This window comes from Mesorhizobium huakuii (assembly GCF_014189455.1).
In the GTDB taxonomy this organism is placed as follows: domain Bacteria; phylum Pseudomonadota; class Alphaproteobacteria; order Rhizobiales; family Rhizobiaceae; genus Mesorhizobium; species Mesorhizobium huakuii_A.
In genome coordinates, this window is the sequence record NZ_CP050296.1 from 326469 (window position 1) to 348219 (window position 21751).

12 protein-coding genes are annotated in these 21751 nt (G+C 63.6%); 3 read left to right on the top strand and 9 right to left on the bottom strand.

Translation table 11 applies throughout. The annotated features are described in order from the left end of the window. Positions 1-112 precede the first annotated feature (112 nt). Entirely contained in the window at positions 113-889 is a 777-nt protein-coding gene (locus HB778_RS01615) for a VOC family protein (protein ID WP_183460935.1), read from the top strand. Between the two features lie 77 nt (positions 890-966). On the opposite strand, the gene HB778_RS01620 is transcribed toward HB778_RS01615, so the two are convergent. Continuing rightward, on the bottom strand, positions 967-1455 hold the full coding sequence (locus HB778_RS01620) for a hypothetical protein (protein ID WP_183460937.1): 489 nt from the start codon (positions 1453-1455) through the stop codon (positions 967-969). Positions 1456-1657: 202 nt separating this feature from the next. Between HB778_RS01620 and HB778_RS01625 the strand changes: the two genes are divergently transcribed. Continuing rightward, a complete protein-coding gene (locus HB778_RS01625; RefSeq protein ID WP_183460939.1) occupies positions 1658-2050 on the top strand; it encodes a DoxX family protein in 393 nt (130 codons plus the stop codon). A gap of 22 nt (positions 2051-2072) precedes the next feature. Here HB778_RS01625 and HB778_RS01630 read toward each other — a convergent pair whose 3' ends face one another. After that, positions 2073-4499 carry a GcvT family protein gene (locus tag HB778_RS01630; protein WP_183460941.1) on the bottom strand — a complete coding sequence of 809 codons (2427 nt, stop codon included), beginning with the start codon at positions 4497-4499 and terminating at the stop codon, positions 2073-2075. A gap of 57 nt (positions 4500-4556) precedes the next feature. After that, positions 4557-6095 carry a trimethylamine methyltransferase family protein gene (locus HB778_RS01635; RefSeq protein ID WP_183460943.1) on the bottom strand — a complete coding sequence of 513 codons (1539 nt, stop codon included), beginning with the start codon at positions 6093-6095 and terminating at the stop codon, positions 4557-4559. A gap of 217 nt (positions 6096-6312) precedes the next feature. On the opposite strand from HB778_RS01635, the gene HB778_RS01640 reads away from it, so the two are divergent. Further along, a complete protein-coding gene (locus HB778_RS01640) occupies positions 6313-6903 on the top strand; it encodes a transglycosylase SLT domain-containing protein (RefSeq protein WP_183460945.1) in 591 nt (196 codons plus the stop codon). Positions 6904-6924: 21 nt separating this feature from the next. Here HB778_RS01640 and HB778_RS01645 read toward each other — a convergent pair whose 3' ends face one another. From HB778_RS01645 to HB778_RS01670, 6 genes are all read right to left on the bottom strand, one after another. Next, entirely contained in the window at positions 6925-9117 is a 2193-nt protein-coding gene (locus HB778_RS01645; RefSeq protein ID WP_183460947.1) for a dipeptide ABC transporter ATP-binding protein, read from the bottom strand. 47 nt (positions 9118-9164) lie between these two features. Next, positions 9165-10322, bottom strand: a complete 1158-nt coding sequence (locus HB778_RS01650; RefSeq protein WP_183460949.1) for an ABC transporter permease — start codon at positions 10320-10322, stop codon at positions 9165-9167. Between the two features lie 12 nt (positions 10323-10334). Continuing rightward, a complete protein-coding gene (locus HB778_RS01655; protein WP_183460950.1) occupies positions 10335-11369 on the bottom strand; it encodes an ABC transporter permease in 1035 nt (344 codons plus the stop codon). A 226-nt stretch (positions 11370-11595) separates the two neighbouring features. Continuing rightward, a complete protein-coding gene (locus tag HB778_RS01660) occupies positions 11596-13248 on the bottom strand; it encodes an ABC transporter substrate-binding protein (RefSeq protein ID WP_183460952.1) in 1653 nt (550 codons plus the stop codon). A gap of 254 nt (positions 13249-13502) precedes the next feature. Beyond that, a complete protein-coding gene (locus tag HB778_RS01665; protein WP_183460954.1) occupies positions 13503-19556 on the bottom strand; it encodes a translocation/assembly module TamB domain-containing protein in 6054 nt (2017 codons plus the stop codon). A gap of 1 nt (position 19557) precedes the next feature. Continuing rightward, on the bottom strand, positions 19558-21486 hold the full coding sequence (locus HB778_RS01670; protein ID WP_183460956.1) for an autotransporter assembly complex protein TamA: 1929 nt from the start codon (positions 21484-21486) through the stop codon (positions 19558-19560). Between the last annotated feature and the right edge of the window lie 265 nt (positions 21487-21751).

Consider the following 21751-nt stretch of genomic DNA (forward strand, 5'->3'; position numbering starts at 1 on the left):
CGCATGTCATGGGCAGACATTATTGTCCGGGCGGTTGTCGGATTTCCGCCGCCAGGATCGTCCTGGGGTGGATCGGACAACGATCGATGCTTGAACGGTGAGGAGACCGACCATGCCGAAATCCCCGATGCCCTTCTTCTGGTACGAGCTGATGACAACAGACCTCGACGCCGCCGAGGCCTTCTACACCAAAATTGTCGGCTGGACGGCGCAGCCCTTCGACAAGGCGCCCGGCATGCCGCGCTACATCGTCATGAATGTCGGCGAACGCGGCGTCGGCGGCCTGATGACGATGCCCGAGGATGCCGCTAAGATGGGCATGCCACCCGCCTGGCTCGGTTATATCCACACCAAAGATGTTGATGCTTCGACCAAGGCACTGAAGGCTGCTGGCGGCGCTGTTCATCGCCAGCCCGACGACATTCCGGGCGTCGGCCGTTTTGCCGTCGTCACCGATCCGCAAGGCGCTACCTTCATGTTCCTGCAGCCCAACGGCCCCGACCAGCCCGTCGTGCCGGCCAGCACGCCTGGCCATATCGGCTGGCACGAGCTCTACACCAGCGATTGGAAGGCCGCGTTCGATTTCTATTCCGGCCAGTTCGGCTGGGCCAATGCCGGCGATTTCGACATGGGTCCGATGGGCACCTACCAGACTTTCACGGCCGGCCCCGAATCCGGCGGCGGCATCATGAACAAGCCGGCGCAAATCCCCGTCCCGGTGTGGCAGTTCTATTTCAACGTGCCGGCCATCGATGCGGCGGCCAAGCGCGTCACCGACAATGGTGGCAAGATCCTGATGGGGCCTATGGAGGTCCCCGGCGGCAGCTGGATCGTGCAGTGCCAGGACCCGCAAGGCGCGCATTTCGCGCTGATGGCGCCGGTGCGTTGACGGCAACACCGCTGGTTCGAAGCGACGGCCTTTCATCGCACCTCCGATGAAAGGCCGCATGCCTCTGCCTGGCCGTCTTATTCCGGCGTCAGCACCGCGACCTTCAGCTCAGCCTTCTTCGCACCACTGAACTGGACGGTGGCCGGTCCGGCCGCGAGCTTGAAGCGCACGCTCTTGCGGATGCCGGGGCAGGTTTTCACGCCGCTATAGCCCGCCGATTTCACCGCCTTGCCGTCCTGGATGACATCGATCCAGGCCTCGCCCGACAGGCTGATCTGAATGGCGCCTTCGGCCGGCACCTCCACGCTGGCGACGGCACCGAACGTGCCCTCCGCCGGCGCGCGCTCGGGCGGCAGCGTGAAACCGGCTTTCTCCGCCGGGACCAGTGCCAGATCCGCGGCAGCGCCCACCGCCAGCGTCGCTCCAGGCGGTGCTGCGGGCGCCGCGGCAAACAGCGCCTGTTCGCGCGTCACCGGCCATTTGAAGGCCTCGCAGCCGGCGTCCTCCGCCATGGCGAAGCTGGTGCCTGCAAGGAGTGCGAATAGGCTGATGACGGCTTTTTTCATGGCAAGGGAATCCACATGTTTAGGGTGCCCATGTCAATACAACCATAGCGATACAAATGCAACCCAAGCGAGAACAATATCAAAGAGCATACCGGTGAACATTTCCAATCACCGATTGTTGATGGCACGCCATGGGAAGTGAATGGTCCATCGCCGGGCAACAATCTATGGCCGGATCGGGAGGGTGAAAATGGAGTTTTAGATGAAGCTTTTCGAAGGGCTCTCCCGATACCGACCGCAGGCGCTCGGCGTGCTGCGCATCATGACCGCGCTGCAGTTTATCGAGCACGGCAGCCAGAAACTGTTCAACTTCCCCATCAGCGCCGAGCCTCACGCCCTCACTGGGCTGACGACAACCGCTGCTATCCTCGAATTCGCCGGCGGCATTCTCTTGGCTCTTGGCCTGTTCACGCGCCCGGTCGCGTTCCTCCTGGCCGGTGAAATGGCCATCGCCTATTTCATGGCGCACTACCCGCGCGACTTCTTCCCGGCCAACAATGGCGGCGACGCGGCAATCTCCTTCTGCTTCATCTTCCTCTATCTGGTCTTCGCCGGCGCCGGCGCCTTCGCGCTGGACAACCGCAGCAAGGCCTGATGCTCCATGCGGGGGTGAGCCCTCATCCCCGCATCCGTTCGAAATTCGCATCGAACAGCGGCGCCGCTTGAATGCGCGCCGCATGGCGCTTGCCCAGCAGCTCGATTTCGAAGCCGTCGCTCTCATCGGCGATCTCCTTCGGCACATAGCCGACGGCGACCGACTTTTTCGAATGGTGGGCATGGCCGCCCGACGTCACCCAGCCGCGCACCGCGCCACCGAACCAGATCGGTTCGTCGCCGATGACATCGGCATCATCGGTGTCGACAATGAAGCTGCGCAGCCGCAATTTGCCGCCTTGCTTGCGCTCGGCCAGTGCCGCCGCCTTGCCGATGAAATCCGCCTCCTTGCCATAGGCGACGAAGCGGTCGAGCCCGGCTTCCAGCGGCCCGTAGATCGGCCGGTATTCGCGCCCCCATGAGCCGTAGTTCTTCTCCAGCCTGAGCGCATTCAGAGCCCGCGAGCCGAACAGGCCGATGCCGAATTCTTCGCCCGCCGCCATCAGTGCATGATAAGCCGCGCGCTGATATTCCGGCGCCACCCAGATCTCGTAGCCGAGATCGCCGGTATAGCTGACGCGGCCGACCAGGCACGGCGCCATGCCGATATCCATCCTGGCCATCGCCATGAACGGAAATGCCGCGTTCGAAACATCCGCGCGGCTGACCTTGGCCAGCACTTCCCGCGCCTTCGGCCCGGCAATCGCAAGGCCCGTGAGTTTCGCGCCCAGCGCCTCGACATGGACCGAGCCGTCTCCAGGCAGATGCGCCTCGAACCAGCGCATGTGATATTGCTCGGCAATGCCGGAGCCGGCGAGGAACCAGCCATCGCTGCCCAGATTGGCCAGCGTGAAATCGCCGATCAGTCTGCCATCGTCCTTCAGCATCGGCGCCAGCGTCATGCGGCCGGGCTTCGGCAGTTTGCAAGCAAGCATGCGGTCGAGCCAGGCAGCAGCCCCCTCGCCCGTCACCTTGTATTTGGCGAAGCTCGAAATCTCCGCCAGGCCGACGCCGTCGCGAACCGTCGCGACCTCCCTGGCGACATGCGTGAAATCGCTGGAACGCCGCCAGGAGAACTCGTCCGTGATGCCTTCCGGTGCATACCAGAGCGGCACTTCCAGCCCATAGGCGACGCCCCATTGCGCGCCCTTGGCCGACAGAAGATCGTAGACCGGCGTCGTCTTCAACGGCCGGCCGGCGGGCAGTTCCTCATTGGGGAAGCGGATGGAAAAGCGCCTGGAATAGTTCTCGCGCACCTTGGCGTTGGTGTAAGCCATCGTCGCCCAGTCACCGTAGCGCGCCACATCCATCGCCCAGATGTCAGCGCCGGGGTCGCCCTCGATCATCCAGTTCGACAGTGCCAGGCCGACGCCGCCGCCCTGCGAAAAGCCGGCCATGACGCCGCAAGCGACCCAGAAGCCGGGAAGGCCGCGCACCGGCCCCACCAGCGGGTTGCCATCGGGCGCGAAGGTGAACGGCCCGTTTATGATCTGCTTGATGCCGGTGTGCTGGAAGGCCGGGAAATGCCGGAATCCGACTTCGAGCGACGGCGCGATACGGTCGATGTCAGGCTCGAGCAATTCATGGCCGAAATTCCATGGCGTCTGGTTTTCCGACCATGGCTTGTTGGCCTTCTCATAGGTGCCCATCAGCATGCCGCCGCGTTCCTGGCGCAGGTAAAGTTCGCCGTCGAAATCGACAGCGTGGATGATCTCCGTACCCGTCTTGGCGTTCCAGGCGGCGACTTCCGGCATGTCCTCGGTGATCAGGTACATGTGCTCCATGGCCAGCACCGGCAGTTCGAGCCCGACCATGCGGCCGACCTCGCGCGCCCACAGGCCGCCGGCATTGACGACATGTTCGGCCACCACCTCACCCTTGTTGGTGATGACGCGCCACATCCCGTCGGGCCGCCGCACAATGTCCTCGACCTTGGTGAAGCGCTCGACCTCGGCACCCAGTTTCCGCGCGGCCTTGGCATAGGCATGGGTGACGCCCGACGGATCGAGATGGCCGTCCTCCTTGTTCCTGACGGCGCCGACGAACTGCTTGGGATCGAGCAGCGGCATCAGCTCGGCCGCCTCTCTCGGTGAGATCACTTCCAGGTCGATGCCGAGATAGCGGCCCTTGGCGACGACACCGCGCAGCCAGTCCAGCCGCGCCTCGGTCGCGGCAAGCAGCACACCGCCGGTCAGGTGCACGCCGGTCGCCTGTCCCGACAGCTCCTCGATCTCCTTGTAGAGGCTGATCGTGTATTTCTGGAGCTTGGCGACGTTGGGGTCGCCATTGATCGTGTGCATGCCGCCAGCCGCGTGCCAGGTCGAGCCGGAGGTCAGCTCGTCGCGCTCCAGAAGCACCACGTCGGTCCAGCCATGGCGGGCGAGATGGAACAGCACGGAACACCCGACGACCCCGCCGCCAATGACCACGACCTTTGCATGCGATTTCATGGATTTTTCTCTGATATCAACGGATTGGGTGGGTGAGATGAATCGGGATGGGAGGTTTCACGGCTCCCCCTGCCCGATCGCTTCCTTGCGCCTGGCCATGTATGCCTCCAGCGCCTCGCGCACGGCGATATCCATCGCCGGCTCGACATAGTCTTCCAGCGCCTTCTTCCACAGCCGTGTCGCGCGCGCGGTCGCGTCGAGCCCCCCGGCCTCCTGCCAGGCCTCAAAATTCTGCCAGTTGGACAGCATCGGCTGGTAGAAGGCGGTGGCGTAACGTTCCAGCGTGTGCGGCTCGCCGAAGAAATGGCCGCCGGTCGGCACCGCGCCCAGCGCCTCGACGGCAAGCTCGGCCTCGTCGACCACGATCGGCCGCAGGAACTCCATCATGTGCTGGATCATCTCGACATCGATGATGAATTTTTCGAAGGACGCCGTTAGCCCGCCCTCCTGCCAGCCGGCGGCGTGGTAGACGAGGTTGCCATGGCCGAGCACGGCGCCCCACAGCGCCATCAGCGTCTCATAGGCGCCTTGCGCGTCCGCCGCGTTGGAAGCCGAGCCCGGCGTCGTCCGGTAGGGCAGCCCGTAGCGCCGCGCCAATTGCCCCGAGGCGATGTTGGCCTTGGTGTTTTCAGGCGTGCCGAAGGCCGGCGCGCCCGACTTCATGTCGACATTGGAGGTGAAGGCGCCATACATCACCGGCGCCCCCGGCCGCACCAGCTGCGTCAGCACGACGCCGAACAGCGCCTCGGCATTCTGCTGCGCCAGAGCACCCGCCAGCGTCACCGGGCTCATCGCCCCCATCAGCGTGAACGGCGTCACCGCCACCGACTGGCCGAACTCGGCCATGGTCATCAGCCCCTCGGCCATCATCTCGTCGAAGCGGCGCGGCGAGTTGACCGAGATGATGGTGGCGATGCCGGGATCGTCGCGCAGCTGGTCCAGCGTCAGCCCGCGCGCGATCGCCATCATCTCGATGCCGTCCAGCGCCCTGCCCCGGCCGATCGCCGAGACATGGAAGCTCTTATCGGTCAGCGTCAGATTGGTGAAGTAGGTGTCGAGATGGCGCGAATTGGCCGGCAGTTCAACCGGTGCGCAGACCTGGTTGCCGAGCATATGGACGCAGTTGAAATGCTGCGCCAGCCGGGTGAGATCGGCATAGTCGCGCAAGTTTCCGGCGCGGCGGCCGCGTTCCATGTCATGCACATTGGGCGGGCCGGCGACCAGCGTGAAATTGATGGTGTTGCCGCCAAGATGGATCGTGTTGGCCGGGTTGCGGGGTGTCAGCGTATAGTTGGACCGCGTCGTCTTCAGCGCCTCGGCGACCATGCCGCGATCGATGCGGACATTCGCCGAGGCGTGATCAACCACAGCACCCGCCTTCTCGAACAGCGACAGCGCGCGCGGGCTCATCACCTCGATGCCGAAATTCTCCAAAATATGCATCGACGCCTGGTGGATCGCCTCGATCTGATCTGGCGACAGCAACGCCATCGGCGGATAGGGATTGGTCACGCGCCTGTGCGGCAGTTGCGGGATGGGCGCTGGCCCCCGGTTGCTGGTGCGCTCGGCGCCGCGCTTGCGTCTTGGTTCGTTCATGCCAGGCATCAAAGCCTCGGCAAGCCGGATGAGCTGTCAGAAATGCGTCGTCTACAGGCGCGATTTTAGCCACGGCGGCATTTGTGCAATATCATTTTATAAAAATCGACACCAAGCGTCGCAATATCGATATGGCATTTCCCCAAGCGCCGACTCCGGCGAAGCGTTAACGGCGGCAGCAAGATTCCTTTTATGATTTCGGCCTATTGCTCATCCCATGCGTAGGTCGAGTTTTAGTAAAATTGTAGCGGTTGGCGTGTTGCTGGCATTGTCGGCCTGCGCGACCGCGCCCAGCCACATCAACAATGTCTGCGCCGTCTTCGACCAGAATGATGGCTGGTTCGACAATTGGCAGTCGGCGGCCGAACGCACAGAGCAGAAATATGGCGTGCCGGTGCCGGTGCTGATGGCGACGGTGCGCAAGGAATCCGGTTTCAAGAGCAATGCCCGGCCGCCACGCACCAAGCTGCTTGGCTTCATTCCGTGGAAGCACGTCTCGTCGGCCACCGGTTTCTCGCAGGCACTGGACGGCACCTGGTCGCAATATCAGCGCGAAACCGGCAATTGGGCGGCGCGGCGCACCAAGTTCGCCGACGCCGTCGATTTCGTCGGCTGGTATCATTCCAAGACAGCAGATACCTACGGCGTCGCCCGCAACGACACCTACAATCTCTACCTCGCCTACTATCTCGGCTGGACCGCCTATGGCCGGGGCAACCGGGGCGATGCCGGCGTACAGGGCTATGCAAGGGCGACGGAGAAGATGGCGCGGGACTATGCCGTTCAGTTGCAACAATGCAGCAACTGAACGCGCCTCGGCCTTAGCCTCTCAACTCGGCTTCTTGCCGCGCGGACGCTTGGGCGCGGCGGCCGTCGAGCCTGCATCCGTGACATGCGGCGCGTCTTCCGGCACGCCTTCGTGGGCTGCATGCTCCTTGTCGAACTTGATCACCGGTTCCATCTTCGCCAGCACGTCGTCGGCCAGCCAGCACAGGCTCATATGGCCGTCGCCGAGATGCTTGACCGGCGGCACCTTGGTTTCGCACAGATTGTCGGGCACCAGCTTCTTGTAGCCGCAGCGCGTCTGGAACGGACAGCCGGTCGGCGGGTTCATCGCCGAGGGGATATCGCCCTCCAGCACGATGTGCCGTTTGACCACGCTGGTGTCGGCGATCGGGATCGCCGACAACAGCGCCTCGGTATAGGGGTGATAGGGCGGCGCGAAGATCTGGTCGGTCGTGCCTTGCTCGACGATGTAGCCGAGATACATGACGACGACGCGGTCGGCGATGTAGCGCACGACCGACAAATCGTGGCTGATGAACAGCATCGTCGTCTTGTTCTTGCGCTGGATGTCCATCAACAGTTCGGTCACCGCCGCCTGCACCGACACGTCGAGTGCCGAGACCGGCTCGTCGGCCACCACCACCTTGGCATCGCCGGCAAAGGCACGCGCCACGCCGATGCGCTGCTTCTGGCCGCCGGACAGCTGGCGTGGCTTGCGCGTCTCGAAGGCGCGCGGCAGCTTCACCAGGTCGAGCAGTTCGAGCATGCGCTTGCGCCGGTCGGCGACCGTCTTGCCGACATTGAATTTCTCCAGCGTGCGGATGATCTGCGAGCCGACCGAATGGCTGGGGTTGAGCGTGTCGAACGGGTTCTGGAACACCATCTGGATCGACGACACAGTTTCGACGCTGCGGCTCTCGATGCCGGTCGATTGGATTTCCTTGTTGCCCAAAGTCACCGTGCCGGCACTTGCCGTCTCCAGTCCAAGCAGCACCTTGGCCAGCGTCGACTTTCCGCAGCCGGACTCGCCGACGATGGCGACGGTCTCGGATTCGCGCGCCATGAACGAAATGGTCTCGTTGGCCTTGACGACACGACCTTCGCTCGAGCCGAACACCTCGCTGCCGCCGACCTTGTAGTATTTCCGCAGATCCTCGATCTTGAGCACCGGCGCGCCGGGCACGACGCGCTCATTGACCTTCTTGGCGCCGGGCGGCAGCGCCTCCCAGTCGATCTCGTTGAAGCGCACGCAGCGCGAGAAATGGCCCTCGTGGCCGGCGACCTCGATCATCGGGATTTCGGCGGCGTTGCAGACGCCCTCGACGAAATGGTGGCAGCGCGGGCCGAAATTGCAGCCCTTCGGCCGCTCATGCGGCAGCGGCAATTGCCCGGGTATGGCAATCAGCGGCCGCGAGTTCTTGTCGGCGCCCGGCAGCGGGATCGAACGGAACAGCCCCTGCGTATAGGGATGGCGCATCCGGTCGAACACGTCCTTGATCTTGCCGGTCTCCACCGCCTCGCCCGAATACATCACCGTGATGCGGTCGCAGGTTTCCAGGATGAGGCCGAGATTGTGCGACACGAAGATCATCGACGTGCCGAACTTCTCGCCCAGCCCCTTGACCAGTTCGACGATACCCGCCTCCACCGTCACGTCGAGCGCCGTCGTCGGCTCGTCGAGCAGCAGCAGCGCCGGCTTCGACAGCAGCGCCATGGCGATGACGATGCGCTGCTGCTGGCCGCCCGAGAGCTGGTGCGGGTAGGAGCGCATCATGCGCTCGGGGTCGGGAAGCTTGACCGAGCGCACCATGTCGAGGGCGCGTTTGTAGGCCTCTTCCTTCGACACCTTGTCGTGGATGAGCGGCACTTCCATCAGCTGCTGGCCGACCTTCATCGCCGGATTGAGGCTGGCCATCGGCTCCTGGTAGATCATGGCGATCTTGTTGCCACGGATGGCGCGCAGCTCCTCGTCGGAGAGCTCGCCCATGTCCTTGCCCTGGAACTTGATCTTGCCGCCGACGATCTTTCCGATGTTGGAGAGGTCGCGCATGATGCCGAGCGACACGGTCGACTTGCCGCAGCCGGATTCCCCGACAATGCCCATCGCTTCGCCCGGCATGACCGTGCAGGAAAAATCCATGACGGCCGGTATCTCGCCCTTACGGGTGAAGAAGGAGATCGACAGGTTTTCGATCTCGATGATCGGTGCCGCGGGATTTCGAACTGCCTCGTTCATGGGTCGCTCCAATCCAATTTTACCAGATGCGGGCCGAAGCCCGTCAATCAATCTTTCATCGATTGCTCACGCAACGAGTCGGCCAACAGGTTGAGCCCCAGCACGAACGACATCAGCGCGATCGTCGGCGGCAGCGCCGGATGGATGAAGGAGCGCAGCAGCCGGCTGGCGTCCTTGATCGCCGTACCCCAGTCGGGGCTTTCCGGCGCCAGGCCGAGGCCGAAATAACCGAGCGTGCCGAGCAGGATCGTCGTGTAGCCGATGCGCAGGCAGGCATCGACGATCAGCGGTCCGCGCGCATTGGGCAGGATCTCCCACAGCATGATGTACCAGGGCGATTCACCGCGCGTCTGCGCCGCCGCCACATAGTCGCGCGTCTTGATGTCCATCACCAGGCCACGCACGATGCGGAACACGCCGGGACTGGAGGCAAACACCACCGCCACGAAGATGTTGAGCTGGTTGGGGTCGATGTGGACGATGTGCAGCGGGTCCCTGTCGAAGACAAGCCCGAGGTAGATCCAGCCGCCAATGATCAGCGTCAGGCCGAGCAGGATGTAGATCCGGTCCGGCCGGTTCTTGAAGCGTGTCCAGAACAGCACGCAGAAGAAGATGATCGGAAACAGGAAGAAGACGCCGGCCAGCGCATAGGGGATCGGCGTGTCCATGATCCCCGGCGTCACCAAGAGGTAGAACAACAGGATAACCGGGAAGGCCAGCACCAGATTGGCCAGGAACGACAGCACGGTGTCGATCTTGCCGCCGTAATAGCCGGCCGGCAGGCCGAGGGTGATGCCGACCATCAGCGCGAAGCCGGTCGCCGCAGGCGCGATGATCAGCACGATCTGGCTGCCATAGACCATGCGCGAGAACACGTCGCGCGCCAGCTTGTCGCCGCCGAACAGATAGACCAGCCCCGATTGCGGCTCGATGGCGCCGGGCAGCGTGTCCTTCATGACGGGCACCTGCGCCAGCGGATCGAAAGGCGAGATGGTCGATGCGAAGATCGCCGTGAACAGCCAGAACAGGCAGATGCCGACGCCGACGATGCCGACGCCGCTGTCGAACAATTGGCCGTAGAGCGCGAGCTTCTTCTTGTAGGTGAAGCTCGCCCCCATGACGATGACGAGCGCGATCCACACCGGCCAGAAGCGCGAAAGCACTTCGAGGATGATGGTAAAGGCGCCGATATATTGGACCTGCATCCGCTTCGTCCCCTACTGAACCCTGATACGCGGATTGAGAAACGCGTAGCCGACATCGGAAATGAGCTGCGTAATCAAGACGATGAACACCGAGACCAGCGAGCAGCCGAGCAAAAGGTCGATGTCGTTGTTGCCGGCAGCTTCGACCAGCGTGTAGCCGAAGCCCTGGTAGCGGAACATCACCTCGACGATGACGACACCGGTGAGCAGCCAGGGGAACTGCAGCATGATGACAGTGAAAGGCGCGATCAGCGCGTTGCGCAACGCATGCTTGACCACCACACTGCCGAAGGAGAGCCCCTTCAAGCGGGCGGTGCGGATATATTGCTGCGTCATAACCTCGACCATCGAGGCGCGCGTCATGCGCGCGATATAGCCGATACCGTAGATCGCCAGCGTCATCACCGGCAGCGTGAAGTTGTAGAAAGTGATGCCTTGGCTGGCGGACGCCGCCGACCCGTTCAGCCAGCCGAGCCATGAGGCGAAGATGACGGTGAAGATGACGCCCGACACATATTCAGGCGTCGCCGTCGAGGCGATGGAGGCAACGGACAGCACCCGGTCGGTCCGCGAACCCTCGCGCATGCCGGCCAGGATGCCGATCAGGAGCGAGATCGGAACCATGACCGCCAGCACCCAGAACATCAGGATGCCGGTCGCGCCAAGTGCCGGAAACAGCTTGGAGGCTACCGTCGCCTTGAATTTGGTCGAGCAGCCGAAATCGCCCTGCAGGACGCCGGCGAAGGTCGGCACCACGGGATCGTTGCAGAAGGTGAAGCGCTGCGCCGGCTTGCCGGTCGCCGGATCGGTCACCGGTTGCTTGGGCAGGACGCCGAGCCACTGGCCGTAACGGATGAAGAAATTCTGCCGGTAGCCATGTTCGACCAGCCAGCTCTCGAGCTGCTCGGCCGATGTGTGCATTTCGGTCTGGCTGATCGCCAGCTTTTTCAGATTGGGCTCGAGGTTGATCAGGAAGAAGACGATCATCGTCAGGCACAGCATCGTCAATGCCATGGTGCCGAGACGCCTGATAATGAAAGAAAGCATGGCGGCCCCCTGCCGACGGGGTTGGGGTTTGAGCCGGCTCCAAAGCCTTGTCCACCGTTACCGGCGGGCTGGCTGTCAGACAGGCCCTCGGATGCAATCAGTTCCTGATTTATTGCATGACCTTATCCGGGGAGTCCGCAATTTTTTTGCAGTGCACACTCGTGGCTTCAGATCGCTGCAAGAGAACGAGGGGAAAGGGGCAACGCCCCTTCCCCTTCGATCCGGATCAGGCCTGGTCGAGCCAGACCTTGCCGTAGTCGTGCTCATAGGTCGGATGCATCTTGTAGTTCTGCACCGCCTTGACCGAGTGGCTGAAGAGCTTGCGCCAGTACGGCTGGATGATGATGCCGGAATCCTGCAGGATCTGCTCGATATCCTTCATCATCTCCTTGCGCTTGGCGGCATCGGCGACCGAAAGCGCTGCGTTGAGCTTGGCATCCCAGTCGGGATTCGACCAGGCCGCCTCGTTCCAGGCTTCACCGGTGCGATAGGCAATGGCCAGAACCTGGACGCCGAGCGGGCGCATGTTCCAGTTGGTCATCGACAGCGGATACTTCGTCCAGTCGTTCCAGAACGTCGAACCCGGCAGCACGGTGCGCTTCACCTTGATGCCAGCGTCGCGCAACTGCGCGGCGATGGCGTCGCCGGTGTTCTTGTGCCAGTCCTCGTCGACGGTGATCAGTTCGTGCTCGAAGTCGGCCTGACCGGCTTCCGCCATCAGTGCCTTCGCCTTGGCCGGATCGCGCTTGATCTTCGGCAGCTCGAAATATTCCGGATGAATGGCGCAGACATGGTGGTTCTCGGCGACAGTGCCGGCATTGCCGTAGCCAAGCTGGAGAACGACGGCGTTGTCGACACCGAGCTGCAGCGCCTGACGCACCTTCTGGTTGTCATAGGGCTTGTTCTTGATGTTGGTGCGGCAGACGATGGTCGCCGCGGTCACCACTTCCGACTTCACCAGGTTCATGCCATCGAGGATCGACACATAGTCGGCCGAGGTCTCGAAGTTGGTGTGCACTTCGCCGGCTTCGAAGGCACTGACCATGGCAGCCGGATCGGTGCCGTAGTCGATGAACTCGATACCGTCGAGGAACACCTCGCCGTCCCACCACTTGTCGTCGGCACGGCGCTTGTAGACCACCTTCTGGCCGACATCGTAGGAGACGAGTTCGAACGGTCCGGTGCCGATCGGGCAGGATTTGAAATCGCCGCCCTTCTCATCGAAACTCTTGTGGACGATGAGACCGGGATAGTCGCACATGTTCGGAATGAGCGCGATGTCGGGCTTGGTGAGCTTCAGCACGACCGTGTGATCGTCCGGCTTGGTCACGGCGCTTTCGTCGAGCTTGTCGTCCTTGACCAGCGAGCCGAGACGGCCGGGCATGGAATTGCCTTCGGCCTTCTTGTCGGCCCAGCGCTTCAGGTTGAAGATGACGTCATCGGCGGTGAAGGGATCGCCGTTCGACCACGTCACGCCCTTGCGCACATGCAGCGTGTACTGCGTGGCGTCGTCATTGACGTCCCAGCTTTCCAGGAGATAGGGGCGGAACGTGTATTCGGTGGTGTACTTGACCAGCGGCTCGAGCGCCTGGCGCTCGGCATCCGCGATTTCCGACCAGTCGGCCTTGCGCGGATCCTTCGGATCCTTGATCCATTGCGCGACCTTCAGCGTGCCGCCCTTCTTGCCCTTCACGTCCTCTGCCTTGGCCGGCGTCGGATCGGCGAGGCCGAGCAGGCCGTAGGCCATGGCCGTCGAGGCGCCGAAGACGCTGGCCATGGCCAGGAATTCGCGGCGGTCCACATTGCCTGCCTTGGCTTCTTCGGCCATGGCCAGGATGTGATCCGGAACGCGATCGCCGTTACTCTTGTAGATCGTCATGACTTAACTCCCATTGTTGGCTTTCCGCCTTTTAACATTCCGCATCCAGGCCATGATGTCAAAGACAGCGTGGGATGGGAACATGTTAGCGAATGTGCAACTTTGGAAGGGGGGCGGTTCGCGTGATAACGACAGTCTTGACGCAAATTTGCTAGTGCGCCCAGATTTCGCCTAAATCTCTTTTAGGCGATTAAACTGAAACATTTACATCAGTTACGACAGCACCAGTCTCGGCCATGGTGAGGGCCAGCCCCTCAATATTCCTTTTCGTAGAAGATGCCGCCCTTGGCCTCGCCGGCGTCGGTCGCCTCGCCACGCAACTTGACGCCGCGCCCGACATTGAGGTCGATGGTCGCCTTGCCCGAACCTGGCTTGTCACCCTTCTGGATGGTCACATAGGTACGGTCGTTCAGGTATTTGCCGGCCGAGACCGCCGTGCCGCCCTGGCTGTCCGTGGTCACATCGAGATAGTCGACGCCGATGGCGCTGCGCAGGTTTTCAAGCAGCGAGGTCGATCCGCCAACGCCGGCCAGCTGCGCGGCGGCTTCGGCCAGTTGCGCGATCTGCAGCGGCGACAGGTTCGACATCGAGCGGCCAAAGATCAGTTGTGCCAGCACCTCGTCCTCAGGCAGCGCTGGCACCGAGGAGAAGGTGAATTTCGGATTGGTCGCCTCGCCCGACACCACGATGGTGACGGTAGCGCTGGTTGTCGTCGTGGTCGCGGTCAGGTTGAGGTAGGGCACCAGCGAGCCGGAGAAGCCGACGGTACCTTCCGTGAAGGTCAGCCGCTTGCCGAGGATCGACAGCCGCCCGCGCTGCAGGGTGAAGGTGCCGACCGCCTGCGGCGACGAGGCCGGGCCGGTCAGTTTGAGCGAACCGCCGAGTTCTGCATCGACGCCCCTGCCCTGGATGAAGATCTGGTTCGGCGCGTTGACGGTGACGTCGAGCGCAAGCCCGCTGCCGCCGCTCTTGCCTGACGTCGTCGCCGGACGCAGCGCCTTGTCCTGCGCCCTGACGGTGCCGGGCGCGTTCTTGTGCTTGACGTCCAGAGCCGAGAGCGAGCCGGGCAATTTATCCGGAACCGTGATGACGGTCTTGGCGAGATTGACGGTGCCGGCAATCACCGGTGCCGATGTCAGCGGCCCCTTGATCGTCAGGTCGCCGCCAAGATTGGCGGTCACTACGCGTCCATCCGTATAGCGCCCGTCGGTGAGCTTGATCGACAGGTCGGCCGGAAAACCTTGCGCCGGGTTGATGCCGACCGTGCCGCTGGCCGACAGGCTGCCGCGCGTCGACAATGTTCCGGTCAGCCGGTTGATCCGGGCGACGCCGCCGCTGATCGACACATCGGCCGTGAGATCGTTGACGGCCAGCCCCGAACGCGCATCGACCAGCCGCGCACCCGAGGTGCTGACGCTGCCGCCGATGACGGGCGATGTCGCCGGACCGCGCACCTGGACATTGACATTGGCCGTCCCCGTCAGCGCCAAGCCCTGCGCGGCCAGCTTCTGGCTGAGCATGCCGAATGGCACGGCGCCGTTGAAGTCGAGCACCAGCGCCGGCGTGCCCGCCGTCGTCACCGTGCCGCCGCCCTTGAGGCCGAGGCCCGCGCCATCGCCGACATTGGCGTTGAAGGTCAGCTTGTTGCCGGCAAAGGTGCCGGACGAGGACACGCTCACCGCGCCGACACCGGCACCGCGGGTTTGCGACGTCTGCACGCCCGCCGCGTCTATGTTGAAGGCAACTGCAGGGTTTGCCGGCGCGCCCGTCACCTTCACCGTGCCGGAAATCGAACCGGCGGCATCGAGCCCGGGCGAGAAACTGTTGGCAAGCGACATCGGCACCTTTGCCAGCGTCGCATTGATGTCGAGCGCCTGCCCGACCTTGCCGGTCACCGTCGCCGTGCCGCCGCCAAGGTTGAGCACCAGCCGGTCCAGCGTCGTCGTGCCGTTGGCGATGCTGACGGTCGAGGCCTGGGCGATGGCCGCCTTAATGCCCTGCACGGTCGCCTGGCCGGAAGCGAGCTCGATGGTGGTGGTGCCATTGGCCACCTTCACGCGACCAACCGCCTTGGCCGGAATGCCCTTGACGGTGGCGCCACCGGAAAAGCCGGTCCAGTCGCCGTCGCGCTTCAGATCGACATCGATACCGCTGATCACTGTGCCACCCGACGTGACGGTGTCGGCGCGGATCTTGCCCGAGATCACCGGTGCAGCGAGATAGTTGGCGATCAGCGCGTCGATGGAGACCGCCTTCGCCTGCAAGTCGCCGCGCGTGATCGAACCGGTGGCTGCCTTGATGGCGACCTGAGGTGCGGTGCCGTTCTTCGTGAAGGCGATCGTGCCGCGCACGTCGCCTTCGGCCTTTTCCAGTGCCAGTGCGGCGAGCGGGCCGATATCGGGCAGGTCGAGCGAGATGGTGCCCTCAGGCACGAATTTGTCGTCAAGCGCCAGATCGCCGGAAATCCGGTTCTTGCCCAGCGACAGCAGCAGGCCATTGATGGCGCTCTTGCCGTCCGCCGTTGCCAGCACGGCGCTGCCTTGCAAGGCCTGTCCCGCGACATTGCCGGTCAGTTGCACATTCGCCGCCGGGTTGGCGGCATCCGCCTTGCCCGTGGCGGTGAGCTTCAACCCGGTGATCTCGCGCTCAGCCACCAGCAGTCGATCGCTGTTGACCGTCAGCGACAGATCGGGGGCGATCGCCGGCCCCTGGGCATTCACTGTAAAGGCGATGGCGCCCTTGGCGTCTTTAGACAACAGCGAGACATCGGCGAGAGCGCCGGTGATGTCGGCAGCCAGCTTGTTGTCGGCAAGGCTCGCCTGCCCCTGTGCGGTCAGTGCGCCCGACACCAGCTTCAGCCCATCGACATTGATACTGCCATTGGGGTCGCGCTTCAGCGTGGCGCTGATCTGCGCGCGTTCGCCAAGCATGCCGCGCGCCGCCGCCGGCAAGGCCGATGACGGGGCATCCGCACTCAGCGTGAGATCGATGGCACCGTCGCGCAGCGAGACCTGGCCGGCGACCTGGCTGTTCAGCGCATCGCTCTTGAGCGAGCCGCTGTCGATGGCGACGCCGTCCGGCGTCAGCCGGGCGTTTAGCGCGGCCGTAACCTTGCCGGCGATCAGCGGCGCGATCGCGGCATTGTCGAGACCGACCTTGTCCACCGACACCGTACCGGAAACCGGTCCGGCACGGTTCTTGAGATCGAACGCGTCCGAATGCAGCGCCAAGGCAAGCCCGTCCACTCTCGCCGGGCTGGTGGCCACTGAAGGCAGGATCGCGGAGACATCCAGGCGGGCCTGCGTGCTCTCACCCGCCACCTTTGCCGACAAGGACTTGACCTCGATCTTGACCGGGCTCTCAGCACTGCCGACCGTCAGCGGCAGGCTGGGGCCGGATGAGGTGAGATCCACCGAAAAGTCGCTGGCGCCGTTCGGATTGATGGTACCGGAGGCCGTGCCGGAAATCTTGTCGCCGGTCAGCGTCGCATGGTCGAGGGCGACGCCGCCGGCCAAGGTATAGCTGCCGGCCGCATCGACTGCGAGCGGCCCGAGCCCGGCCTGGCGGGTCTGGCTGGTTTCGGCGCCGGCAAGCTGCGCATCGAACCGAACCTCCGGAGCAGCCGGCATTCCCTTCACTTGCGCCGTGCCGCCGAGCGTGCCCACTGCATCGAGGCCGGGCGCAAAATCATTGGCCAGGGCCGCCGGCAACGCGGAAAACTGTGCCGCGAGATCGAGCGTCTGGCCGGCGGTGCCCGACAGCATCACCGAACCGCCACCGACATCGAGCGCCAGTTTTTCGATGCTGGTCGTGCCATTGGCGATGGTCAGCGTCGAGGGTGCCGCGATTGCAGCCTTGATGCCGCGAACCGTGGCTTCGCCCGAGGCGATCTCAACGCTGGTGGTGCCCTGGGCGATCTTGACCCGGCCGGCGGCGGTCGCTGGAATACCCGCGATCGTCGCGCCGCCGGTGAAATTGGTCCAGTCGCCGTCGCGCTTCAGGTCGACGCCGATGCCGCTGATTTCGGTGGCGCCCGAGGTAACCGAGTCGGCCTTGATGGTGCCCGAGATCGCCGGCGCCTTGAGATAGTTGGCGATCAGCGCATTGACGGCGATCGTTTTGGCCGTCACCTCGCCGCGCGCAATCGAGGTGCTCTTCGCATCAATAGTGACGGACGGCGCGTCGCCCTCCTTGGCGAAGTTGATGGTGCCGTTGATGTCACCCGTCACCTGCTGGCCAGCGAGTGCCGCCAACTGGTCGATTGCCGGTGCCGCCAGCGTCAGCGTGCCGAGAGGCATGAACTTGTCATCGAGCGCCAGGTCGCCGGAAACCTTGTTGTCGCCCAGCGAAACGAGGAAACCGTTGATCGAGCGCTTGCCCTCGCTCGTCACCAGCGCCGCCTTGACGTCGAGCGGCTGGTCGTTGACGGTCCCGGTCAGCGAAACGTCAGCCGAGGGGCTGGCTATGTCGGCCTTGCCGCTTGCCGTCAGCTTGATCGCCTTCACCGTCCGGCCCGAGGCCGTCAGGCTGTCGCTGTCGGCTGAGACGGTGAAATCCGGAGCCGAGCGTGGGCCGCTTGCCGACAGGGCGAAATCGACACCGCCGGCAACCGGCACGCCGACCATCGGCGACAACACCGAAACGTCGCCCAGCGTGCCCTTGATGTCGGCCTGGATGTCGCTGCCTTGCGCGCTGGCGGTGCCGCTGGCGCTCAGCGAACCGGAGGTCAACGAGATCGAATTGGCGGCAAACGCCCCTTGCGGATCGCGGGTGGCGGCGGCCGAGAATTTCACCCGCTCGCCGAGCACCGAGCTGATCTGCGGTGGCAAAGCGGTCGATACCGCATCGGCATTCATCTTGAGCTGCATCGACAGATCGGCAAGCGCCACCGTCATGGTCAGCGAAGCGTTCAGCGCATCGGAGCGCAACGTGCCCTGGTCGATGGTGATGGCGTCCTTGCTCAGCGATCCCCCGAGGTCGACGTCGACCTTGCCGGTGATCAGCGGCGCCAGCGTCGCCACATCGGTCTTCAGGCCACCCGCGGTCAGCTTGACGGCAAACGGCCCGGCGCGGTTCTGGATGTCGAAGCCGTCGGAATGGATCTGTGCTGAAATATCGTTCAGCTGCGTGCCGCCCGCAACCACAGAAACCAGCGAAGCACCGATGTCGATGATCGGCGCCTTGCCGTCGCCAAAGGCGCGGGCGGTGATGTTCCGGATGACCACCGTGATCGGCTGTGCCGCATTGCCCACGGTGATCGGCACAGGGGCGCCTTTGGCGGCAATTTCAACCGACAGATCGCTGGCGCCGGCCGGGTCGGCGATGCCGGTCGCTGCGCCATGTATGGCATCGCTTTCGATGCTGGCCCGGTCGATGCTGACGCCGCCGGCCGATGTGGCGGTGCCGGCGACATCGAAACTGGTCTTGCCGGCAAAGAGCGGCCGCAAATTTTCCGGCAGGAAAGGCGCGAACTCACCGTCGCCCTTGGCCTCGAGGTGATTGCCCTTGTCGGTGAGTTGATGACGGCCCGTCAGCTGCGTAACGATCTTGCCATCGACCATGAATGTGGCGATGCCGTTCCAGTTGGCAAGCGGTCCCGTGCCCGAGACGGCTATGTCGACCGGCGGCGTATTGGGCAGCTTGAGCAGATTGGCGATGATGCCGCCTGCCGGCTCCGACGCCTTGAGGTCGAGGTCGAGCCTGTTGTCCGCCGGCGCAAAATGGATCTTGGCGTCAACATTGCCTTGCTTGCCGTCATGGCGGGTGACGTTGAGCGTCGTTTCGACCGCCAGCGGCGCGGCGTCGGCCTTGAGCATCCCCTTGGCAGCGAGTTCGGCGATGCCACTGCCGGCCAGCTGCTGGCCAAGGGCAATTTCCGGCAGGTCGATCTCTTTGATGTCGATGGAAACCGGCAGCGTCGTCGTGCCGCCCTGCGCCGGCGGCTGCGTGCCGGCCACCGGCAGACGTGCCAGTTCGATGCGCTCGGCCGCGATGCGGTCGGCGCTGAAGCTTTTCGACAAAAGCGAAAGCGGCGACCAGTCGACGGCCACCTTGCGCGCCACCAGCCACGCGCCCTGGCGGTCTTCCAGCACGACATGATCGACGCTGAGCGCGCCCGACCAGATGCCGTCAATGCCGCTGACGGTGACCTTTCGGTCGTCGTTCGAGGCCAGCCGCGAAATGATGCCGGCGAGATTGTCGCGTCCGCGCTCGGTCTTGGTCAGCACAACGAGTGCGCCGATCGCGCCCGCGACCACGATCAGCAGCGTATAAAGAACAATGCGAAGGATGCGCCGGACCGTCTTCATGTCAAAACGCCTGCCCGATGCCGGCATAGATGCCGAAATGCGGATCACTGGGATCGCGGTTGAGCGGCACGGCGGCATCAATGCGCAGCGGCCCGAACGGTGTGACGTAGCGCAGGCCGACACCGGCGCCGACCTTGACGTCGGAGAAATTGGGCATCGACCTGGTCGACACCGTGCCGGCATCGACGAACGGCACGATGCCGATCGTGTCGGTGACGGCGATGCGCATCTCGACCGAGGTCTCGAAGAAGGACAGGCCGCCGATCGGCTGGCCGGTGAAGTCTTTCGGGCCGATACCCTGATAGGCATAGCCGCGCACCGAACCGCCGCCGCCGGAATAGAAACGCCGGTCGGCCGGAACGTTCTCCAGCCCGGTGCCGACGATCGAACCGACGGCGACGCGCTCGGCCAGCACGAACTTCGAGGCCGTATCCAGCGACTGATAGGCCGATCCCTCGCCCTTCAGCTTGAGGAAGGCCGCGCCGCTCATAATGTCGTAGCTCGGCTCGGCATAGGCCAGCAGCCGGAAGCCCGTGGTCGGATTCAGCCGGTTGTCCCTGTTGTCGTAGACATATTGCAGCGGAATGCTGGCGATCAGATATTTGTGTTTGCCGAACGCATCCGTGATCCTGGAATAGTCGAGCGCCACTTCCGCCGAAACGGTCTGCTTCTTGTCGAGTTCATAGGACAGGCCGGTGCTGCCCTTGACCGAGAAATGGTCGTAGGCGTCCGGATGCTCGAGCACTGTCTTGACGCTGGCGAAGAACTTCGACGCCGGTCCGATCACGCCGGGTTTCTCGAACATGATGCCGGCATTGTAGTTCAGCTCGGACAGTTTGTTGTTGCCGATGCCGCTGATGGCACCGTCGATGCGCAGCTTTTCGGCGTGGCCGAACAGGTTGCGATGCCCCCAATAGCCTTCCAGGCCAAGGCCCTCGGTGTTCGAGAAGGTGCCGCCCAGCCCGAAATAGCGCGGCTTGCGCTCGCTGACCTGGACGCCGATCGGAATGTTGCCGTCGGCGTCGAGCTTGTCGGCTTCCTTGAACGTCACGCTGTTGAAGACCTCGAGTGCCAGCAGCCTGTCGCGCGCGTCGCTGATCTCCTGCGGTGAGTACTGCTTGCCGCGCTTCAGCCCGGTCATGTACTCGGTGAAGTCGCGGTCGACCTTCTCGGTGCCTTCCACCGTCGTCGCGCCATAGCCGGCGACCGGACCGGCTGCCACCGTCAGCGTCACGTCGAGCGTCGAGGTCGCGTGGTCGGCGACGATCTGCCGGTCGGTCACCTTGGCCAGCGGCCTGCCCTGCTCCTTCAGCGTCCGCACGATCAGCGCCTCGGCCTTGAGCACCGCGCCCGACCCGGCGTCGCCGCCTGATATCAGGCCATAATCGGCGCTCATCAGCCCGGCCGCGTCGCCTTCCAGCCTGATGTTGCCAAGCGTGAATTTAGGCCCGGCGGCGATGTTGATCGCCACCGGAATCGGCTGCGGACCCTTGAATTCAGCGTCCGGCGGCAATTCGTCGATCGGCTTGCCGTCGATGGTGATGGTCACCACGCCTTCGTAGCGGGCATCAGCGTAGAGGGCGGCGACCAGCTGTTCACGGTCGCTGCGCGCCTTTGCCATCAGCCCGAGCGAGCCCGAAACCGGGCGGTCCTCGTCGCCTTTCAGCGACGAGGCGTTTTCAAGCTTCTTGATAAGGTCCTTGTCGGCATCGGGCACGGTGATGGTCACGGCATAGCGCAGCGGGTCGACAATGTCGGCGTCCTCGTCGTTGGACGATCCCCACAGCTTGATGCCGAAAAGCTCGAAAGCAGCCGCAGGCTGCGATTCGGCAACCAGCACGGTCGCGCAAATCATGGCCAAAAGCAGGGCGCGCGGAAGAGCGCGCCCTGGCGCGGTCCCTCCTGACATCTGCTCTTCATGCGCCGGCATTAAGACAACCTAGGTTACAAAACTAAAATTGGAATGAAGTTCTGAAGCGCTCGTAAAGGGGCCACAATCCAATTGTCTGAAATAGGACGGGCTTGGAATTCACACCTTTTGCGTCGCCGCAAGAATGCGTGATCCCCTGTCCTATGGAGGTACTACCGGTCATTGGCCGGAAAGGAAACCGTTGGCAGGCGGAACCCTGCCGCGTCCTTGTGTTGACAAGCTTGACTGAAGCTTGAACATGCCTGGACGTCTGCAATTGTCTGGA

Excerpts from the sequence above, each read along its gene's own strand:
- HB778_RS01630 (WP_183460941.1), bottom strand. The coding sequence starts at position 4,499 with ATGAAATCGCATGCAAAGGTCGTGGTCATTGGCGGCGGGGTCGTCGGG.
- HB778_RS01620 (WP_183460937.1), bottom strand. The coding sequence starts at position 1,455 with ATGAAAAAAGCCGTCATCAGCCTATTCGCACTCCTTGCAGGCACCAGC.
- HB778_RS01655 (WP_183460950.1), bottom strand. The coding sequence starts at position 11,369 with ATGCTTTCTTTCATTATCAGGCGTCTCGGCACCATGGCATTGACGATG.
- HB778_RS01635 (WP_183460943.1), bottom strand. The coding sequence starts at position 6,095 with ATGAACGAACCAAGACGCAAGCGCGGCGCCGAGCGCACCAGCAACCGG.
- HB778_RS01665 (WP_183460954.1), bottom strand. The coding sequence starts at position 19,556 with ATGAAGACGGTCCGGCGCATCCTTCGCATTGTTCTTTATACGCTGCTG.
- HB778_RS01650 (WP_183460949.1), bottom strand. The coding sequence starts at position 10,322 with ATGCAGGTCCAATATATCGGCGCCTTTACCATCATCCTCGAAGTGCTT.
- HB778_RS01640 (WP_183460945.1), top strand. The coding sequence starts at position 6,313 with ATGCGTAGGTCGAGTTTTAGTAAAATTGTAGCGGTTGGCGTGTTGCTG.
- HB778_RS01615 (WP_183460935.1), top strand. The coding sequence starts at position 113 with ATGCCGAAATCCCCGATGCCCTTCTTCTGGTACGAGCTGATGACAACA.
- HB778_RS01660 (WP_183460952.1), bottom strand. The coding sequence starts at position 13,248 with ATGACGATCTACAAGAGTAACGGCGATCGCGTTCCGGATCACATCCTG.
- HB778_RS01645 (WP_183460947.1), bottom strand. The coding sequence starts at position 9,117 with ATGAACGAGGCAGTTCGAAATCCCGCGGCACCGATCATCGAGATCGAA.
- HB778_RS01625 (WP_183460939.1), top strand. The coding sequence starts at position 1,658 with ATGAAGCTTTTCGAAGGGCTCTCCCGATACCGACCGCAGGCGCTCGGC.
- HB778_RS01670 (WP_183460956.1), bottom strand. The coding sequence starts at position 21,486 with ATGCCGGCGCATGAAGAGCAGATGTCAGGAGGGACCGCGCCAGGGCGC.